The 16,575-nt window shown below is 64.5% G+C and carries 8 protein-coding genes; 2 read left to right on the top strand and 6 right to left on the bottom strand.

Features of this window, described 5'->3' with window-relative positions:
• Positions 1-79 precede the first annotated feature (79 nt).
• On the top strand, positions 80-397 hold the full coding sequence (locus tag AC0L20_RS28615) for a polyhydroxyalkanoic acid system family protein (RefSeq protein WP_473294043.1): 318 nt from the start codon (positions 80-82) through the stop codon (positions 395-397).
• Between the two features lie 3 nt (positions 398-400).
• Here AC0L20_RS28615 and treY read toward each other — a convergent pair whose 3' ends face one another.
• The 6 genes from treY to AC0L20_RS28585 are packed head-to-tail and all read right to left on the bottom strand — an operon-like array spanning position 401 to position 14,404.
• Positions 401-3,187 (bottom strand): malto-oligosyltrehalose synthase, encoded by a 2,787-nt coding sequence (gene treY / locus AC0L20_RS28610; RefSeq protein ID WP_473294042.1) that lies wholly within the window; start codon positions 3,185-3,187, stop codon positions 401-403.
• A 1-nt stretch (position 3,188) separates the two neighbouring features.
• A complete protein-coding gene (gene treZ, locus AC0L20_RS28605) occupies positions 3,189-4,943 on the bottom strand; it encodes a malto-oligosyltrehalose trehalohydrolase (protein WP_473294041.1) in 1,755 nt (584 codons plus the stop codon).
• Positions 4,940-7,018 carry a glycogen debranching protein GlgX gene (glgX, locus tag AC0L20_RS28600; protein WP_473294040.1) on the bottom strand — a complete coding sequence of 693 codons (2,079 nt, stop codon included), beginning with the start codon at positions 7,016-7,018 and terminating at the stop codon, positions 4,940-4,942. Before glgX ends, treZ begins: the two co-directional genes overlap by 4 nt.
• A 3-nt stretch (positions 7,019-7,021) precedes the next feature.
• The gene (glgB, locus tag AC0L20_RS28595; RefSeq protein ID WP_456768284.1) at positions 7,022-9,160 is read right to left on the bottom strand and encodes a 1,4-alpha-glucan branching protein GlgB; all 2,139 of its coding nucleotides are present in this window, start codon (positions 9,158-9,160) and stop codon (positions 7,022-7,024) included.
• The gene (gene treS, locus AC0L20_RS28590) at positions 9,153-12,446 is read right to left on the bottom strand and encodes a maltose alpha-D-glucosyltransferase (protein WP_473294038.1); all 3,294 of its coding nucleotides are present in this window, start codon (positions 12,444-12,446) and stop codon (positions 9,153-9,155) included. The genes glgB and treS overlap by 8 nt, the downstream gene beginning before the upstream one ends.
• Positions 12,447-12,457: 11 nt before the next feature.
• Entirely contained in the window at positions 12,458-14,404 is a 1,947-nt protein-coding gene (locus AC0L20_RS28585) for a maltotransferase domain-containing protein (RefSeq protein ID WP_473294036.1), read from the bottom strand.
• A 204-nt stretch (positions 14,405-14,608) separates the two neighbouring features.
• On the opposite strand from AC0L20_RS28585, the gene malQ reads away from it, so the two are divergent.
• On the top strand, positions 14,609-16,570 hold the full coding sequence (gene malQ / locus AC0L20_RS28580) for a 4-alpha-glucanotransferase (protein WP_473294035.1): 1,962 nt from the start codon (positions 14,609-14,611) through the stop codon (positions 16,568-16,570).
• Positions 16,571-16,575 lie beyond the last annotated feature (5 nt).

Raw genomic sequence — 16,575 nt, 5'->3', positions numbered from 1 at the left:
GCACGCTCCACTTGCATGGAACCTTTGTGGTACCGGCGGGCATGATTATGTGAGGTTCAATCACTAACCGGGCAGAGCCATGTCAGCACCGCTTGTCGTCTCCATTCCCCACCGCCTCGGCCGCGAGGAGGCGGTGCGCCGGCTCAAGACCGGGCTCGGCCGCACTGCCGCCAGCATTCCGGTGATGCAGGTAGAGGAGGAGCGCTGGAGCGGCGACAGCATGAACTTCCGCATCCGCGCGCTCGGGCAGATCGCGACGGGGCAGGTCGACGTCGCCGACGACCATGTCAAGGTGCAGGTGGTGCTACCCTGGCTATTGCAGCGCTTTGCGGAGATGGCGCAGGCCACGATCCGCAAGCGCGGCCAGCTGCTGTTGGGCAAAGACGCGAAAAGTTAGCGTTCAAGCGCGGGCGCGCTGTCGCACCGGCTTCGCCGCACCTGCGGGGCGCGCCGGGATCACAGAAGCGGGAAAACCGCGAAGCGCCTGCGCGAGCGGCAGATCGTTCCCTGCAAAGCCCGGCACGTTGTAGCCCGTGACGTCGATGGTGGCATCGACCCCATCGAGCGCCGGCCATTCACGTCCTGCTTGCGTGAAAGGTGCGAAGTGGCGCCCGACCGCGACGATCGCAGCAGTGCGGCCGTGGCGGCGGGCAAAGGCCACGACATGGTCGGCATGTGCGCCCCGCACCTGAAGCGGCTGGTAGTCACCTCGCGCGAAGACGTCGGACAACTCGTTGCGCAGCTTGAGCAGGTGCCGCGTCCAGGCCAGCTTGAGCTGGCCGTCCGGCCAACTCTTGATCAGATGATTCCAATCCGGGTTGTCCAGCGTGCCCAGCGCCGCGTGTCGTGCGGAAAAATCCACCGGGCGGCGGTTGTCGGGATCGACCAGCGAGAGGTCCCAGAATTCGGTGCCCTGGTAGAAGTCGGGCACGCCCGGCAGTGTCGCCTTCAGCGTGAGCTGGCTCAGCCCGTTCAGCGCGCCGAGCAGCGCGACGCGACGAGCCAGGGTTTGCAGCGCCTCCAGGAATTCGCCTGACAGTGCGGGATCGAGGATCTTCTCGATGAAGCTCTTGACGCCGTTCTCATAGGCCTCGTGCGGGTTGAGCCAGCTGGTCTCCTCCTTGCCCTCGCGCGCGGCCTTGAGCGCATAGGCCTGGATACGCGCGACGAAACCGGCGTCGGCCGTCTCCACAAGCGGCCAGGCGCCGAGCAGGGTCTGGTAGAGCATGTATTCGAACGTGGCCGACGGGGCGCGCAGATTGCCGTCGAGCGCGAGGTGCGGGGCGTTGAGGACTTTCCAGCGTGCCACGGCGCTGGTCCATTCGCCGGGAATTTCACTCAAGGCCGCGATCCGCGCCCGGGCGTCCTCGCCACGTTTGGTGTCGTGCGTAGCGGTCGCCGTCATCCCTTGCGGCCATTCCCTGGCGCGGGCCTGCATGGTCTCGTGGAAAGCGGGAATGGTGAGGCCCTTGCTCGCGGGATCGCCGCCGACTTCGTTGAGGGCGAGCAGCCGGTGGAATTGATAGAAAGCGGTGTCCTCCAGCGACTTCGCCATCATCGGTCCGGTGAATTGCTGCACTTTCAGCGCAAAGCGGCGCACCCGCGGGGCGCTGTGCGGGGGACGGCCGGGCTTGAGCAGGTCCATGGTGAGCGCGTCGCGCAGGAAGTCGAAAATGCCTTCGTCCGCGGCGAACCATTCCCGGCGCGCTTGCTCGATAGTGTCGTCGATCAGCTTGCGATCGTTCGCCGTCGGCGCGCTTGTCGTCAAATAGGTGCGGTACACCGGGAAATGCAGCACGTAGAGCTCGAGCGCCTGCCGCAGGCTGTCGGCGGAAAAGTCGCGAGTCGAGTAGTGCCCATTGGCGATGCGCGCAAGCAGGCGCGTCAGAACGGTGAATTCGCTGGTCAGCAGCGTCTCCAGCACGCGCCGTTTGGCGTCCTTGACGTAAGGCGCCAGCCGTGGCGGCCGGTTGCTGATCTGCCGCCAGGTCTCGTCCAGGGCCTCCAGCCCCTTGGCGTCGACCAGAACGTGAGTGATGGCATTCATCCACTCATAGCCGGTGGTGCCCTGGACGCCGGCGAAATGCGGCAGGCGCTCGTGCTCGCACAGGATCTTCTCGATCACCGTATAGAACGGCTTTGTGGTGCCCTGCGCGTCGCGCACCAGCCGGCGCAGCCGCTGGCAATATTGAGCGGGATCGCGCAGGCCGTCGATATGATCGAGCCGGATGCCCTGCAGTTTGCCGTCGGCAATGAGTTGCTTCACCAGCCGGTGCGTGGCGGCGAACGTGCCGGGATCCTCGACGCGCATGCCGGCGAGGCCGTTGACGTCGAAGAAGCGACGATAGTTGATGTCGCTGGAAGCAAGCCGCCAGTGCCCGAGCTTGTAGTGCTGGCGCTCCAGCAAATGATGCAGTGCCAGCGTCTGCGCGGGGCGGTCCTTGGCGGCGCGATAGGCGCCGAGGCCGCGCGCGATGATATCGGCGCCGCCTGCGATCTCTTTGAGCTCCGCCTTGAAGCCGGGCGCTTCCTTGCGGTTGGGACGGCGCAGTCCCGTGTAGCGGGCCGCAAGCGACAGCAGGCGCTTGCCGGTCTCGGTCTCGGCGGCGTCGGCGTCCTTCACGATCATCCGCAGCATCTCGCCATAGCGCTCCGGCGCGATCGGCAATCGATGCTCGAAATACCAGGCGGAAAAACTACCTTCGTCGGGATCGTAGCGCAGCTCGATATCGCCGCTCTCGAGCGCTTCGCCATAGGACGCTCCGAGGATCGGCAGCAGCACGCCGCCACGGGCGCGGAAAGCCAGTTGATCCCAGTCGATATCGAAGGAGACGGCGTGCGGCGAGGCCTGGCCCCATTCCAGCACATCCAGCCACCAGGGATTGTCGGCAAAGTGCACGCCGACATGGTTCGGTACGAAATCGATGATGAGGCCGAGGTCGTTTTGCGTCAGCGCCTCGCTCAGCCGCGCGAAGCCGGCCTCGCCGCCGAGCTCCGGATTGAACTGGCTGTGATCGACGGTGTCATAGCCGTGCGTCGAGCCCTTGCGGGCCTTCATCACCGGCGAGGTGTAGAGATGCGTGACTCCCAGCGCCTTCAGATAGGGTACCACCGCGGCGGCCTTGTCGAAGTCGAAATCCGCAGTGAGCTGAAGTCGGTAGGTTGCGAGAGGAACGGCTGAAGGCATGTCAAGCTCCGAGGCGCCAGACCACCGACCAGGGCGCAAGCCGGTCGCCGGTCGCACCGCCCCAGATCAGGGTCCCAACACTGCTGTCGGAATACGCGACGTCCTTGTCGGAGAGATTGGCCACGAGGCGCAACGTCGCGCCATCCCCCATGTTCCAATCCGCGGTGAGCAGGCCACTATCGGCCACGGCGGCATCGCCGAAGCGCGCACCTTTCAGTCGCGGCGCGATCTCCTTGTGGCGGAGCGCGAGCAGCTTCCGCACCAGCGCGAGACGTGCATCCTGCTCCGGCGTGTGGCCGGTCCAGTCGAGCATGGCCGATTGCAGCGTTGCCGGATCCAGCGGGTCGGGCACCTCGTCGCCATACGTCTCATAGGCCCAGGCGTATTCCTGCTTGCGCCCCTTGCGGACGGCATCAGCCAGTCCGCCCTGGAAGTCGCAGAAGAACGGGAAGGGCACGGTGGAGCCCCACTCCTCGCCCTGGAACAGCATCGGCACCATCGGCGCGAGCAGGGTCACCGCGAGTGCTGCTTCGATCTGCTTGGGCGATGCCAGGCTTTCGAGCCGGTCACCGAGCGGCCGGTTGCCGATCTGGTCGTGGTTTTGCAGGAAGTTGACGAAGGTTGCCGGCGGCAGCTCGTCGCTTTTCTCGCCGCGCGGCTTCTTGCCCCAGAATTCCGAGATCTCGCCCTGATAGACGAAGCCGGAGGCGAGCGCGCGTGCGAGATCGAGCCGCGGCGTTTGATAGTCTGCGTAATAGCCGGCGAGCTCGCCCGTCAGCATCACGTGCCAGACGTGGTGGTAGTCGTCGTTCCACTGGGCGCGATATTTGCCGTTCGGAGGCTCCTGCGCCGAGTCGAGCAGGCTCGCGCGGTTGTCACCGTTCTCCAGCACGAGATGGATGTGCCGCCCCGTCGCCTTGGCAAGCTCGCCCGCGGCGACGCTGAGGTCCTGCAGCATCGATTGCTCGCCGGGGATCGCCATGATGTGGTTGGCGGCATCCAGCCTCAGGCCGTCGAAGCGATAGTCGCTGAGCCACGACAGCGCGTTCTCGACGGCAAAAGCGCGAACCTGCGGCACGCGATAATCGATCGCACTGCCCCACGGCGTGTGCGCGTCGGTGAAGAAGGTCGGCGCGTAGCGGCCGAGGTAATTTCCCTCGGGCCCGAAATGATTATAGACGACGTCGAGGAACACCATCAGCCCGCGCAGATGGGCTTCGTCGATCAGCGTCTTCAAATCATCGGGACGACCATAGGCGCTGTCGGGCGCGTACCACAGCACGCCATCATAACCCCAGCCGCGGCGACCTGCGAAGTCGGCCAGCGGCATCAGCTCGACCGCGGTGATGCCGGTCGCGACGAGATGATCGAGCTTGTCGATCATGGCACGATAGGTGCCTTCCGCGGTGAAGGTGCCGACATGCGTCTCGATCAGCACCGTCTCTTCCCAGGGACGGCCGCGCCAATCGGATGCGCGCCAGGCAAAGGCGTCGTGATCGATCACCTCGCTCGGGCCGAACACGTCGTTAGGTTGGAATGCAGACGCCGGATCGGGCACGTCGATCTCGTCATCGATCCTGAATTTGTAGTCGCTGCCGACGGGCAGATTGGCAATCTCGGCGACATACCAGCCATCCTGCCGGCGCTGCATCGCGTGTCGTCTGTCGAGCAGGAGATCGACACGGCGCGCGGCAGGCGCCCACAGCCGGAACGAAACGCCGTCCTTCGTCGGCCTCGCCCCGAAGGATGGCCTCATAGCTCCCCCGCGAAAGCGAGCACGGAGCGCGGCGGCGCCTTGCTGTCGCCTCCGGGCAGGAAATCGATCGTGTTCAGCTTGGCGTCGGTCGTGTTCAGGATCTGCTGCCAGCTCTTGTATTCGGTCATTTTTGGCAATTTGAATGCGATCTCTTCGGGGGCTGCGTTAAGTACGATAAAGATCGCGGCGCTGCCCGGTTCCATCGGCCCCATCACATAGGAGAGGAACCGCCCTTCCGGGAATTTCCAGTCGCTTTCCGTCATTTCGTCGCCGGCCGGCGTCAGCCACAGCGCGCCGTAGGAGATGCCGTCCTTGGGGCGGCCGTCGAGCCAGCGATGGCTGCGAAGCTGCGAGAACCGGCGACGGATATCGGCGAGCTCGGCGACGAAATCGACCATGTCGTCGCCGTCCTTGCCGAGATTGTCCCAGCCGACCCAGCCAACTTCGTTGTCCTGGCAATAGGCGTTGTTGTTGCCTGATTGCGAATTCCCGACCTCGTCGCCGGCAAGGATCAGCGGAATGCCCTGCGCCAGCATGAGGCAAGCCAGCACGTTTTTGCGAAGCTGCCGGCGCAAGCTGACGATTTGGGGATCGTCGGTCGGGCCCTCGACACCGCAATTGTTGCTGTGGTTGTCGTTGGAGCCGTCGCGATTGTCCTCGCCATTGGCCTCGTTGTGCTTCTCGTTGTAGCTGAAGAGATCGGCGAGGGTGAAACCGTCATGCACGGTGATGTGGTTGACGCTGGCGCGCGGCCGCCGTCCATCGTGGTTGAACAGGTCGGAGGACGCCGTCATTCGGCTGGAGATGTCGCCGATCAGGCTGCCTTCGCCGCTCCAGTAGCGGCGCATGGCGCTGCGGTAGCGGTCGTTCCACTCCGACCATTGCGAAGGAAATGCGCCGACCTGGTAGCCGCCAAGGCCGAGGTCCCAGGGTTCGGCGACGAGCTTGACGCTCGCCAGCACCGGGTCTTGGCGGATCGCGGTCAGGAACGAGCTGCCGCGATCATAACCGTTCGGCCCGCGCGCCAGCGTGGTGGCGAGGTCGAAACGGAAGCCGTCGACGTGGCAGACCTCGACCCAGTAGCGCAGGGAATCCATCACCATCTGCAGCACGCGCGGATGGGTGAGGTTCACCGATGAGCCGCAGCCGGTGAAGTCGTCGTAATAGCGCGGGTTCTCGCGGTTCAGCCAGTAATAGGAGGCGTTGTCGATGCCGCGGTAGCACAGCGTCGGGCCGAGGTGATTGCCCTCGGCGGTGTGGTTGTAGACGACGTCGAGCATCACCTCGATGCCAGCATCGTGCAGGCGTGCGACCGTGGTGCGGAAGGAATCGAGGGCGTTGTCCTGGGCGTAGCGCTGCTCGGGCGCGAAGAAGGATAAGGTGTTGTAGCCCCAGTAATTGGCGAGCTTCTTCTCCACCAGGATGCGGTCATCGACGAAGCTGTGCACCGGCAGAAGCTCCACCGTGGTGACGCCGAGCTTCTTCAGGTGCTCGATCATCGCGGGCGAGGACAGGCCGCCATAGGTGCCGCGCAAATTCGGCGGCACGTCGTCGCGCTTCTGCGTCAGTCCCTTGACGTGGGCCTCGTAGATGATGGTGTCTTCCCAGGGAATGTTGGGCCGGATCTCGCGGCGGCCCCAGTTGAAGGTCTCGTCGACGACGACCGCCTTGGGCATGCCGCGCGCGTTGTCGCGCCGGTCGAACGACAGGTCCTCGCGCGGGCTTCCGGTGCGATAGGCGAAATGCGCATCACTCCAGACCAGCCGCCCGGAAAGCCGCTTGGCGTAGGGGTCGAGCAGCAGCTTGTTGGCGTTGAAGCGGTGGCCGTGCTCGGGCTCGTAGGGGCCATGCACGCGGTAGCCATAGAGCTGGCCGGGCGAGACGTCGTTGAGATAGCCGTGCCAGACATCCTCGGTGCGTTCCGGCAGCTCGACGCGCTCGAGTTCGCGGCGGCCCTGCATGTCGAACAGGCACAGCTCGACCTTCTGCGCGTTGGCGGAGAACAGCGCGAAATTGGTGCCGCGTCCGTCCCAGCTTGCGCCAAGGCGTGCGGGCGATCCAGCAGTCAGGCGCATCGTTCAGCTTTCCGGAACGAGGAAGATCGCAGCGAGCGGCGGAATGGTGAGCCGGAGCTCGCCATTGACGGCGTGGACTTCGCCGATGTTGCCGACATTGCTGCCGCCGTAATGGGCGGAGTCGGAGTTGAAGACTTCCTTCCACTTGCCACTGAGGGGCGCGCGAACGCGGTAGTTGCGATAGACGTTGGGTGAGAAGTTGACGATCACCATGCACCGGGCGTGCTCGTCAAATCCCTTGCGCAGCCAGGCGAAGACGTTGCGGTTGGCGTCGTCGGTGATCAGCCATTCGAAACCGGCCTGCTCGCAGTCCATCTGGTGCAGGGCGGGCACCGCGCGATAGAGCCGGTTGAGATCGCGGATCAGCGCCTGGATGCCTGAATGGGGCTTGTATTCGAGCAAGTGCCAGTCGAGCGACTGGTCGTGATTCCATTCGCGGCTTTGCGCGATCTCGGCGCCCATGAACAGCAGCTTCTTGCCGGGATGGCCGAACATGAAGCTGTAATAGGCGCGCAAATTCGCGAAGCGCTGCCATTCGTCGCCGGGCATGCGCCCCAGGATCGAGCGCTTGCCGTGCACGACCTCGTCATGCGACAGCGGCAGGACGAAGTTCTCCGAGAAGGCGTAGTGCAGGCCGAACAGGATGTCGCCGTGATGATGCTTGCGGTGGATCGGGTCCTTGCTGATGTAGTTCAGCGTGTCGTGCATCCAGCCCATGTTCCACTTGTAGCCGAAACCGAGCCCGCCGAATTCGACCGGACGCGAGACCTGCGGCCAGGCGGTGGACTCTTCGGCGGCCGTGGTCGCCTGCGGGAAACGCGCGAACAGCTCGGTGTTGAAGCGGCGCAGGAACGCGATCGCCTCGATGTTCTCCCGGCCGCCGTGCTGGTTCGGAATCCACGCGCCGGGTGGACGGCTGTAGTCGAGGTAGAGCATGGACGCGACCGCATCGACGCGCAGTCCGTCGATCGCGTAGCGCTCGAGCCAGAACAGCGCGTTCGAGACCAGGAAGTTCGTCACTTCGGTGCGGCCGTAATTGTAGATCAGCGTGCCCCAATCGAGATGCCGGCCCTGGAGCGGATTAGCGTGCTCGTACAGCGCCGTGCCGTCGAAGCTGCCGAGCCCGTGCGGATCGTCCGGGAAGTGGCCGGGCACCCAGTCGAGCAGCACGCCCACGCCCTCGCGGTGGCAGGCGTCGACCAGCGCGGCGAAATCCTCCGGCGTGCCGAAGCGGCTGGTCGGCGCATACAGGCCGGTCGGCTGATAGCCCCATGAGCCGTCGAAAGGATGCTCGCTGACCGGGAGGAATTCGAGATGGGTGAAGCCCATGTCGCGGGCGTAGGCCGGCAGCTGCTCGGCCAGCTCGCGATAGGTCAGCCATTCATCGCCGTTCTTGCGCCGCCACGAGCCGAGATGGACCTCGTAGATCGACATCGGCGCGGACAATGCGTTGATGCCGTCGGGCGCCGGTCGCGGCCGCGGCAGATGCGCTTCGTCGAACACGATGGAAGCGGTCTTCGGCCGCACCTCGCTTGCAAAGGCCATCGGGTCGGACTTCAGCGGAAGCAGATGGCCATGCGGTCCGATGATTTCGAACTTGTAGTGGTCGCCCGCCTTGGCGTGCGGGATGAACAATTCCCAATAGCCCGCGCCGCGCACCCGCATCGGATGGCGCCGCCCGTCCCAGAAGTTGAAGTCGCCGACCACGGAGACACGTCGCGCGTTGGGCGCCAGCACCACGAAGCCGATGCCATCGATGCCTTCGAGCCGCAACGGATGCGCGCCGAGCTTGTCGTAAAGGCGCTGGTGGGTGCCTTCGCCGAGCAGATAGAGGTCGAAATCGGTCAGGATCGGCGGAAAGCGATAGGTGTCCTCGAATTCGATGACGTTATCGCCGAACTTCGCGCGGAGCTGATAGTGCTTCGCGCCGTTCGGAAGCGCGCCGATGAACAGGCCGGCATCATGGACGCGATCGAGCTTCGCCACCTCGCCGTGCTCGCCCACCGCCTCGACGTTGGAAGCATCGGGGAGAAACGCGCGCACCACGCTCTTGTCGCCCTCGGGATGCAGCCCGAGATAGTGGAAGGGATCGGAGTGGCGACCCTCGATGATAGCATAGGCCTCGGCAGGGAGTTTAGGCATGGGCTTCGCTCTCGATACTGGACAGAATGCGAAGCAGTCCGGACAGCGGCGCATGGAGCCCCTCAGGCCGGTTGGACAGCTCGTACTCTACTTCCTCGAACGCTTGATCAAGCAGGAAAAACCTTAACAGGCCTGCCGCGGATTGCGGATCTTCCGGCCACAGCCGCCGATCGGTCATGGCTTCGCGGTAGGCGGTGAGGAACGTTGCGGTGGTGCGCTCGCGCCATTCGTCGAGCGCAGCCGTAAGCCGGCCCTGTTCGTCGGAAGCACCGGTGAGCGCGCGGTGGAGCGCCGCGTTAACCGAAAGATCAATCGAGCGGATCAGGCCGGCAACGTCGCGCGCCGCAGGCAGCTTGCGCCGCTTGTCGGCCAGCGGCAAACGCGGATCGCCGTCGAAGTCGATGATGAAGATATCGTCCTTCACGATCAGAGTTTGCCCGAGGCGGAAGTCGCCATGATGACGGATGTTCAACCCGCCGATCTCGGAAGGTAAGAGCGCGCTGAGCCGGCCGGACAGCGACGCGCGCTCCGCGGCGAGCTGATTGATCAGCGGTCGGTCCACCTCCCGCAGGCCGTCGGTGCTGGCGGCCAGCCGCTCGAAAACCCGCTCGGCCCGTGTCTTGAGCTCCGATGACCAGCGCTTGACCTGTGCGGAGCCAATCGGCTCCGGCGCGAGATCTCCGGGCTTTGCAGCGGCCAGAGCCACATGCAGCTCGGCGAGCCGCCGGCCGATCTGCGCGATGAAATGCAGATAGGGCGCTTGCTCCTGGGTCTCGCGGGGCATCTCGCCCGGTGGCAGCACCCGCTGCCCGTCGATATAGCGGTCGAGATAGCCCGCGGTGACGCCCCAGCCGTCGCCCTGGTTCTCGACATAGGCGTGCAGCACGCCGACTGCGCTGCGACGATCGTCTTCGACCAGCTCGACGCTGCCGAGCAATGCCGGCGTATTGGCAAAGCGGGCGATTTCCGTGAGGTACGAGCCGATCTCGATCTCGGGATTAATACCGGCTTTGAGCTGGCGATAGATCTTGGCGACATACTGGTTGTCCACCAGCGCGGTGCTGTTCGACTGCTCGATCGCGCGGATGCGTTCGGGCTCCTTGATGGTGTACTCGGCAAACCGGCTGGTCGCCTTGAACTCCAGCCGCAGATTGTTTTCCTCCACCACCAGGTTCTGCGACAGGTTGCGCAGGAACAGGCCAATGAAGATCTGCTCGGTCGCCACATCCAGCAGCGTGCCTTCGCGGGCGCCCTGGCGCACGGCGGCGAGCGCCCTGGGATTGAAGCGTTCGCGGTCGAAGCGCACCCATTCGATCTGCATCGGCAGCACGTAGCGCGTGGTGACGTCGCCCTGCGCCACCTCGAAGAACGCGATCCAGGGCCTGTTGTCGCCGATGTCGCAGAACGGCACCGCCGAGGTCAGCGTCGGCTTGATCTGCTTGGGATTGTGCTCCGGATACCAGCGCGTACGCGACAGGAATCCCGGCAGCACCTCGTGCTCGAACACGCCGCGCTCGCGCGCCAGCGACACCCAGGTCGAGTTCACCGGCACCACCAGCGTCTCGAATTCCGGCACAGCGCGCGGCATCACCGGCTCGGACTTGTCGCGCTCGGTGAGCTGGAACCAGTAGAAGCCATAGGGCCCCAACGTGACCATGTAGGGCAGTTCGCCGATCGCCGGAAAACGCGTGCGGCCGAGCATCTCCTGCGGGATGCGGTCCTTCCAGGGCGACAGATCGAGCTCGGTCGCCTGGGCTGCGCGCGACAGATTGGCGACGCAGAGGATCACCTCGTCGCGGTACTGCCGGACATAGGCCAGCACGGCGCGGTTAGCCGGGCGGATGAAGGTCATGGTGCCGCGGCCGAAGGCCAGCGTTGATTTGCGCACCGAGATCAGGCGCTTGGTGGCGCTGAGCAGCGAGGACAGGCTGCGCGACTGCGCCTCCACGTTCACCGATTCATAGCCGTAGACGGGATCCATGATCAGTGGCGCGTAGAGGCGGGCCGGGTCGCAGCGCGAGAAGCCGCCGTTGCGGTCCGGGCTCCACTGCATCGGCGTGCGCACGCCATTGCGGTCGCCGAGATAGATGTTGTCGCCCATCCCGATCTCGTCGCCATAGTAGATGATCGGCGTGCCCGGGAAGGACAGCAGCAGCGAGTTCATCAGCTCGATCTTGCGCCGGTCGTTGTCCATCAGCGGCGCGAGGCGCCGGCGGATTCCGACGTTGATGCGGGCGCGGGGATCGTTGGCGTAGGTGGTCCACAGATAATCGCGCTCGACATCGGTCACCATCTCCAGCGTCAGCTCATCATGGTTGCGCAGGAACAGCGCCCATTGGCAGCTCGCCGGAATGTCCGGCGTCTGGCGCAGGATGTCGGTGATCGGGAAACGGTCCTCCTGCGCGATCGCCATGTAGATGCGCGGCATCAGCGGGAAGTGGTAGGCCATGTGGCACTCGTCGCCGCGGCCGAAATATTCCTGCACGTCCTCCGGCCATTGATTGGCCTCGGCCAGCAGCAGCTTGCCCTTGGAGTAGGAATCCAGCTCGTGGCGCAGCCGCTTGATGATGGCATGCGTCTCGGGGAGGTTCTCGTTCGAGGTACCTTCGCGCTCGCAGAGATAGGGGATGGCGTCCAGACGGAAGCCGTCGACACCGGCGTCGAGCCAGCGCTTCATCACCTGGATCAGGGCGCTGACGACGCGCGGATTGTCGAAATTGAGATCCGGCTGGTGCGAGAAGAAGCGGTGCCAGTAGAACGCGCCGGCCTCGTGATCCCAGGTCCAGTTCGACTTCTCGGTATCGGTGAAGATGATGCGGGTGCCCTGGTATTTCTGGTCGGTGTCGCTCCAGACATACCAGTTGCGGGCGCTCGAGCCCGGAGGGCTGCGGCGCGCGCGCTTGAACCAATTGTGCTGGTCCGAGGTGTGGTTGACGACGAGCTCGGTGATGACGCGAAGCCCGCGCTTCTGCGCTTCCTGGATGAAGCGCTTGAAATCCTTCATTGTCCCGAAATCGGGATTGACCGCGCCGTAGTCGGCGATGTCGTAGCCGTCGTCGCGGCCGGGCGAAGGATAGAACGGCAGCAGCCACAGCGCGGTGACGCCGAGCTCCTGGAGATAAGGCAGCTTCTCGGTCAGCCCGGCGAAGTCGCCGATGCCGTCCTGATTGCTGTCGGCAAACGCCTTGACGTGGAGCTGATAGATGATGGCGTCCTTGTACCAGAGTTCATCCACGATCTCGGCAGCCTCGGCTTTCTTGGTGTCGACGGAAGACAATACGTTCATGGCGTGCGCCCTTACGCCAGGCAGCGGAACAGCAGCGCCGGATCGCGCTCGGGATCGATACGCAATTTGATCCCGCCCCATTCGATGCGGGCCTGTTCGCCGGTGAGGAGGTTTTCGAGTGCCGACACATGGTGTCGCTGCCCGCCGTCGTCAACCGTGACGTCGCCGAGCGGCAACCAGAATTCGCGCACGTGGCGCGAGAGCGCAACCACGGTCACGACGACATTGGCCGGGTCGGTTGCTTCCTTGACGAAAGCGATCGTCTCGCCGTCTTCGATGCCGATGAAGCGCAGGTTCGCCGTCTGCTGAAGCGCAGCATTCTCGTTGCGGACGCGATTGAGCTCCGCGATGTAGGTCTTGATATGGCCGGGCTTGTTCCAGTCGCGCTGCTTGATCTGGTATTTCTCGGAGTCGAGATATTCCTCCCGGCCGGGGACCGCGTCGTGCTCCAGCAACTCAAATCCGCTATAGACGCCGTAACTGCCGGACAAGGTCGCCGCCAGCGCGACGCGCGATTTGAACGCCCAGGTTTCGCCGCCCTGGAGATGATAGGGCAGCAGGTCGGGCGTGTTCACGAACAGGTTCGGCCGATAGAAGTCACGTTCGGGATAGTGCGTCAGCTCGCCGAGATATTGCTCCAGCTCCCACTTCGCCGTGCGCCAGGGGAAATAGCTGAACGTTTGTGCAAAGCCGAGCTTGGCGAGGCCCTTCATCAGCTTCGGGCGCGCGAACGTCTTGGAAAACAGGATCACCTCGGGATGCCGGCGGCGGACGTCGCGGATCAGCCACTCCCAGAAGGCGAGCGGCGCGGTGTCGTGATTGTCGATGGCGAAGATGGTGACGCCGTGATCGATCCAAAACAGCATGGCGTCGCGAAACGCGTTCCACAATCCAGCCCGGTCGACGGACGTGAAATCGGGAATGACGATATCGGAATAAGGCCCGTCAGCCGTCCGCACCGAGCGATCCGGGCGCCATTTGAACCATTCCGGATGCTGCGTCAGCCACGGGTGGTCCGGCGAGCATTGCACGGCGAAGTCGAGCGCGAGTTCGAGGCCGTATTCCAGGCAGGTCGCGACCAGCGCGCGAAAATCCTCGATCGTGCCGAGTTCGGGGTGCAGCGCGTCGTGCCCGCCTTCGATGGCGCCGATTGCATAAGGCGAGCCGGGATCGCCGTCGCCCGCCACCGGCATGTTGTTGCGGCCCTTGCGCCGGGTGCGGCCAATGGGATGGATCGGCGTGAAGTAGAGCACGTCGAAGCCCATCGCCGCGATGTCGGGCACGCGCGCGATGCAGTCGCGAAGCGTGCCATGCTGTCCTGGCACCACGCTCTGGCTGCGCGGCATCATCTGATACCAGGCGCCGAAGCGTGCCTTGTCGCGGTCGACGAACAGTGGGAATAGCGCCGAGCGCGTGAGATCAGGCCGCGACTGGCTCTCGGCCATGGCTGCGCCGAGCTCGGTTGCCAGCAGCGGGGCAACGTCGCCGGTCTGAAGATAGTCCTCGCATTGCCTGACGATGACGGCGGCGGCGTCCTGCTGCGCGCCATGCGCCTTGGTCAGGAGGCCGGCGCCTTCGATCGCATCGAGCGTGACGTCGGCACCGGAGCGCTGCTTGCGCGCGACCCCGTGCGACCACGTCGCGAATTCGTCGGTCCAGGCTTCGATCGCATAGACATATTTGCCGGGCGCGACGGGTGTGAACGCGCCGGACCAGCGGTCATTGCCGTGATGGATCATCGGCTCGCTCTGCCATTCGCGGTCCTGCTCCTGTCGCCAGATCAGCGCTGCGCCGATCACGGCGTCGCCGTCCCGGTAGATGTCGGCCCAGACCTCGACCGGTTCGCGCGCGATCCGCTTCACGGGGAAGCGCCCGCCGTCGATCAGGGGATAGACGTCCTCGATGAGGAAAGTGCTGCCCGCTGCGGCACTCTCGACAGTTTGAATTGTCTTGTTCACGGTGATGCCATTGACAAGAAAGCAGGAGCCCGTTTCCCTTGCCGGGAACCTACGCTTGATACCACTATAGAAAGCCGCTTGTGTGTCATTGGTTCCGTTGGGAACGGCAGGTGCGGTTTGCGAGTTAACCCTGACTAACCTCTTCCGCGACCTCGTTAAAATCGATGCCCCCGGCCAAATAATGGCCTGCAAGCTGCGTGCCGAATGGATCTTTTAGCTCAAGCCCGGATCAAGGGCGTTCAATCTGAATTCGTCGATGCCCTTGGAAAGCTGCGGGTCACCGATCCCGTGGCCCTCAAATCCATCCTCGACGCCCTGCCGGAGAAGCGGGTTTACCGCTTCGTCAGCGGGCCCGTGGTGGTCCGCGCCTTGGCACAGCCGCGCACCGAATTGGTGACGATCGGTGCGCCGCCGCTCAAATGGAAAATGACCAGCAACGGCAATTTGATCGCGCAAGGTGAGACGCACGAGCCCGTGATTGCCTGGCCCGCCGGCCTGCCGCTCGGCTATCACCGCCTGACCCTAACCGATGCCGAAGGCGTGACGGAAGAAGTGCCGATGATCGTGGCGCCGGAGCGGGCCTTTGGCGGCGATTTCGACCGCGGCTGGCTGCTTGCCGTGCAGCTCTACAGCGTCCGCTCGGAGCGCAATTGGGGCATCGGCGATTTCACCGACCTCGCCGGTCTCGTCCGGCTCGCCAAGCAGTTGGGCGCCGACGGCGTCGGGCTCAATCCCCTGCATGTGTTGTTCGACGACCATCCGGCGGATTGCAGCCCCTATTCGCCGAACAGCCGGCTGTTTCTCAATCCGGTCTATATAGACGTCGAGGCGATCCCGGAATTTTCCCCCGACCTCGTCCCCGACGCGGCCGCAACCGCGGCGCGGCTCCGCGACGGCGATCGTGTGCCCTATCCGGACATGGCGGCCTTGAAATGGCTCGGCCTGCGCGCCGCCTTCGACAGCTTCGTCAAAACCGCGAGCGGCGTCCGCCGCAACCAGTTCGACGCCTTCCGCGCGGCTCGCGCGCCGCTGTTGTCCCGCTTTGCCTGCTTCGAGGTGCTCCGCCATCGCTTCGCGGCGCCGTGGTGGGAATGGCCCATGGAATGGCAAAAGCCGGACGAGACAAAATGCGCCGAGTTGCGCAATGGCCCAGACAAGCGCGAGGTCGAGTTCATCGAATTCGTGCAATGGACGGCCGATAGCCAATTGCATGCGGCCAAGGAGCTGGCCGGCCAGCTTGGCATGCGGGTCGGGCTCTATCTCGACGTTGCTGTCGGCGTGCAGTCGAACGGCTTCGATGCCTGGAACGAGCAGGGGGCGATCTCACGTCATCTCGCCGTCGGCGCGCCGCCGGACGTGCTCAACACCATCGGCCAGGATTGGGGTCTTGCCGGGTTCAACGCCGGCGGCCTGGAGGCGCAGTCGTTCGTGCCGTTCGCCGATATGCTCGCGGCTTCGATGCGCCATTCCGGCGCCATCCGTCTCGACCACGTGCTGGGCCTGAAGCGGCTGTATCTGGTGCCGCGCGGCTTTAAACCCGACAACGGCGCCTATGTGCAGATGCCGTTCGAGGCGCTGCTGGCGACCGTGGCGCGCGAGAGCGCGGCCCATAAGTGCATCGTGATCGGCGAAGACCTCGGCACGGTGCCGGAAGGATTTCGCGAGACCATGCAGGATTTCGGCATCTGGTCCTACCTCGTCATGATGTTCGAGCGCGACGATGCCGGTCACTTCCGGCCTGTCGATCACTACCGGCCCAACGCGCTGGTGACGCTGAACACCCATGATTTGTCGACCTATGCCGGCTGGCGCTCATTCAGCGATCTCAAGATGAAGCGCTCGCTCGGGCTCGATCCCGGCGAGAACGATCAGGCCCGCTGGGATGCGCTCGGCCTGCTCGACGAGATTCTGCGTGCCAACGGCATCCGTGCCAATGATGTCTATTCGGTGCTCGCCTTCCTGTCGCGCACGCCGTCGCGGCTGCTTGCGGTGTCGCTGGAGGATCTGCTCGGCGTGATCGACCAGCCCAACATTCCCGGCACGATTGACGAGCATCCGAACTGGCGTCAGCGCCTGCCTGTGACGCTCGACAAGATTGCCTCGAAGGTCGATCTCGCAGCTTTGAAGGCCGCGACGCGGGAACGCTCGTTGCCCGGCGGGCGTTGATCGCC

The organism is Bradyrhizobium sp. Kon58 (assembly GCF_055807455.1).
The sequence above is the reverse complement of the archived record's forward strand: the minus strand, read 5'-3'. Positions and strand labels throughout refer to the sequence as shown.

What these genes read in the sequence shown, in the direction of transcription:
- AC0L20_RS28615 (WP_473294043.1), top strand. Translation starts at nt 80, where the DNA reads ATGTCAGCACCGCTTGTCGTCTCCATTCCCCACCGCCTCGGCCGCGAG.
- treY (WP_473294042.1), bottom strand. Translation starts at nt 3,187, where the DNA reads ATGCCTTCAGCCGTTCCTCTCGCAACCTACCGACTTCAGCTCACTGCG.
- treZ (WP_473294041.1), bottom strand. Translation starts at nt 4,943, where the DNA reads ATGAGGCCATCCTTCGGGGCGAGGCCGACGAAGGACGGCGTTTCGTTC.
- glgX (WP_473294040.1), bottom strand. Translation starts at nt 7,018, where the DNA reads ATGCGCCTGACTGCTGGATCGCCCGCACGCCTTGGCGCAAGCTGGGAC.
- glgB (WP_456768284.1), bottom strand. Translation starts at nt 9,160, where the DNA reads ATGCCTAAACTCCCTGCCGAGGCCTATGCTATCATCGAGGGTCGCCAC.
- treS (WP_473294038.1), bottom strand. Translation starts at nt 12,446, where the DNA reads ATGAACGTATTGTCTTCCGTCGACACCAAGAAAGCCGAGGCTGCCGAG.
- malQ (WP_473294035.1), top strand. Translation starts at nt 14,609, where the DNA reads ATGGATCTTTTAGCTCAAGCCCGGATCAAGGGCGTTCAATCTGAATTC.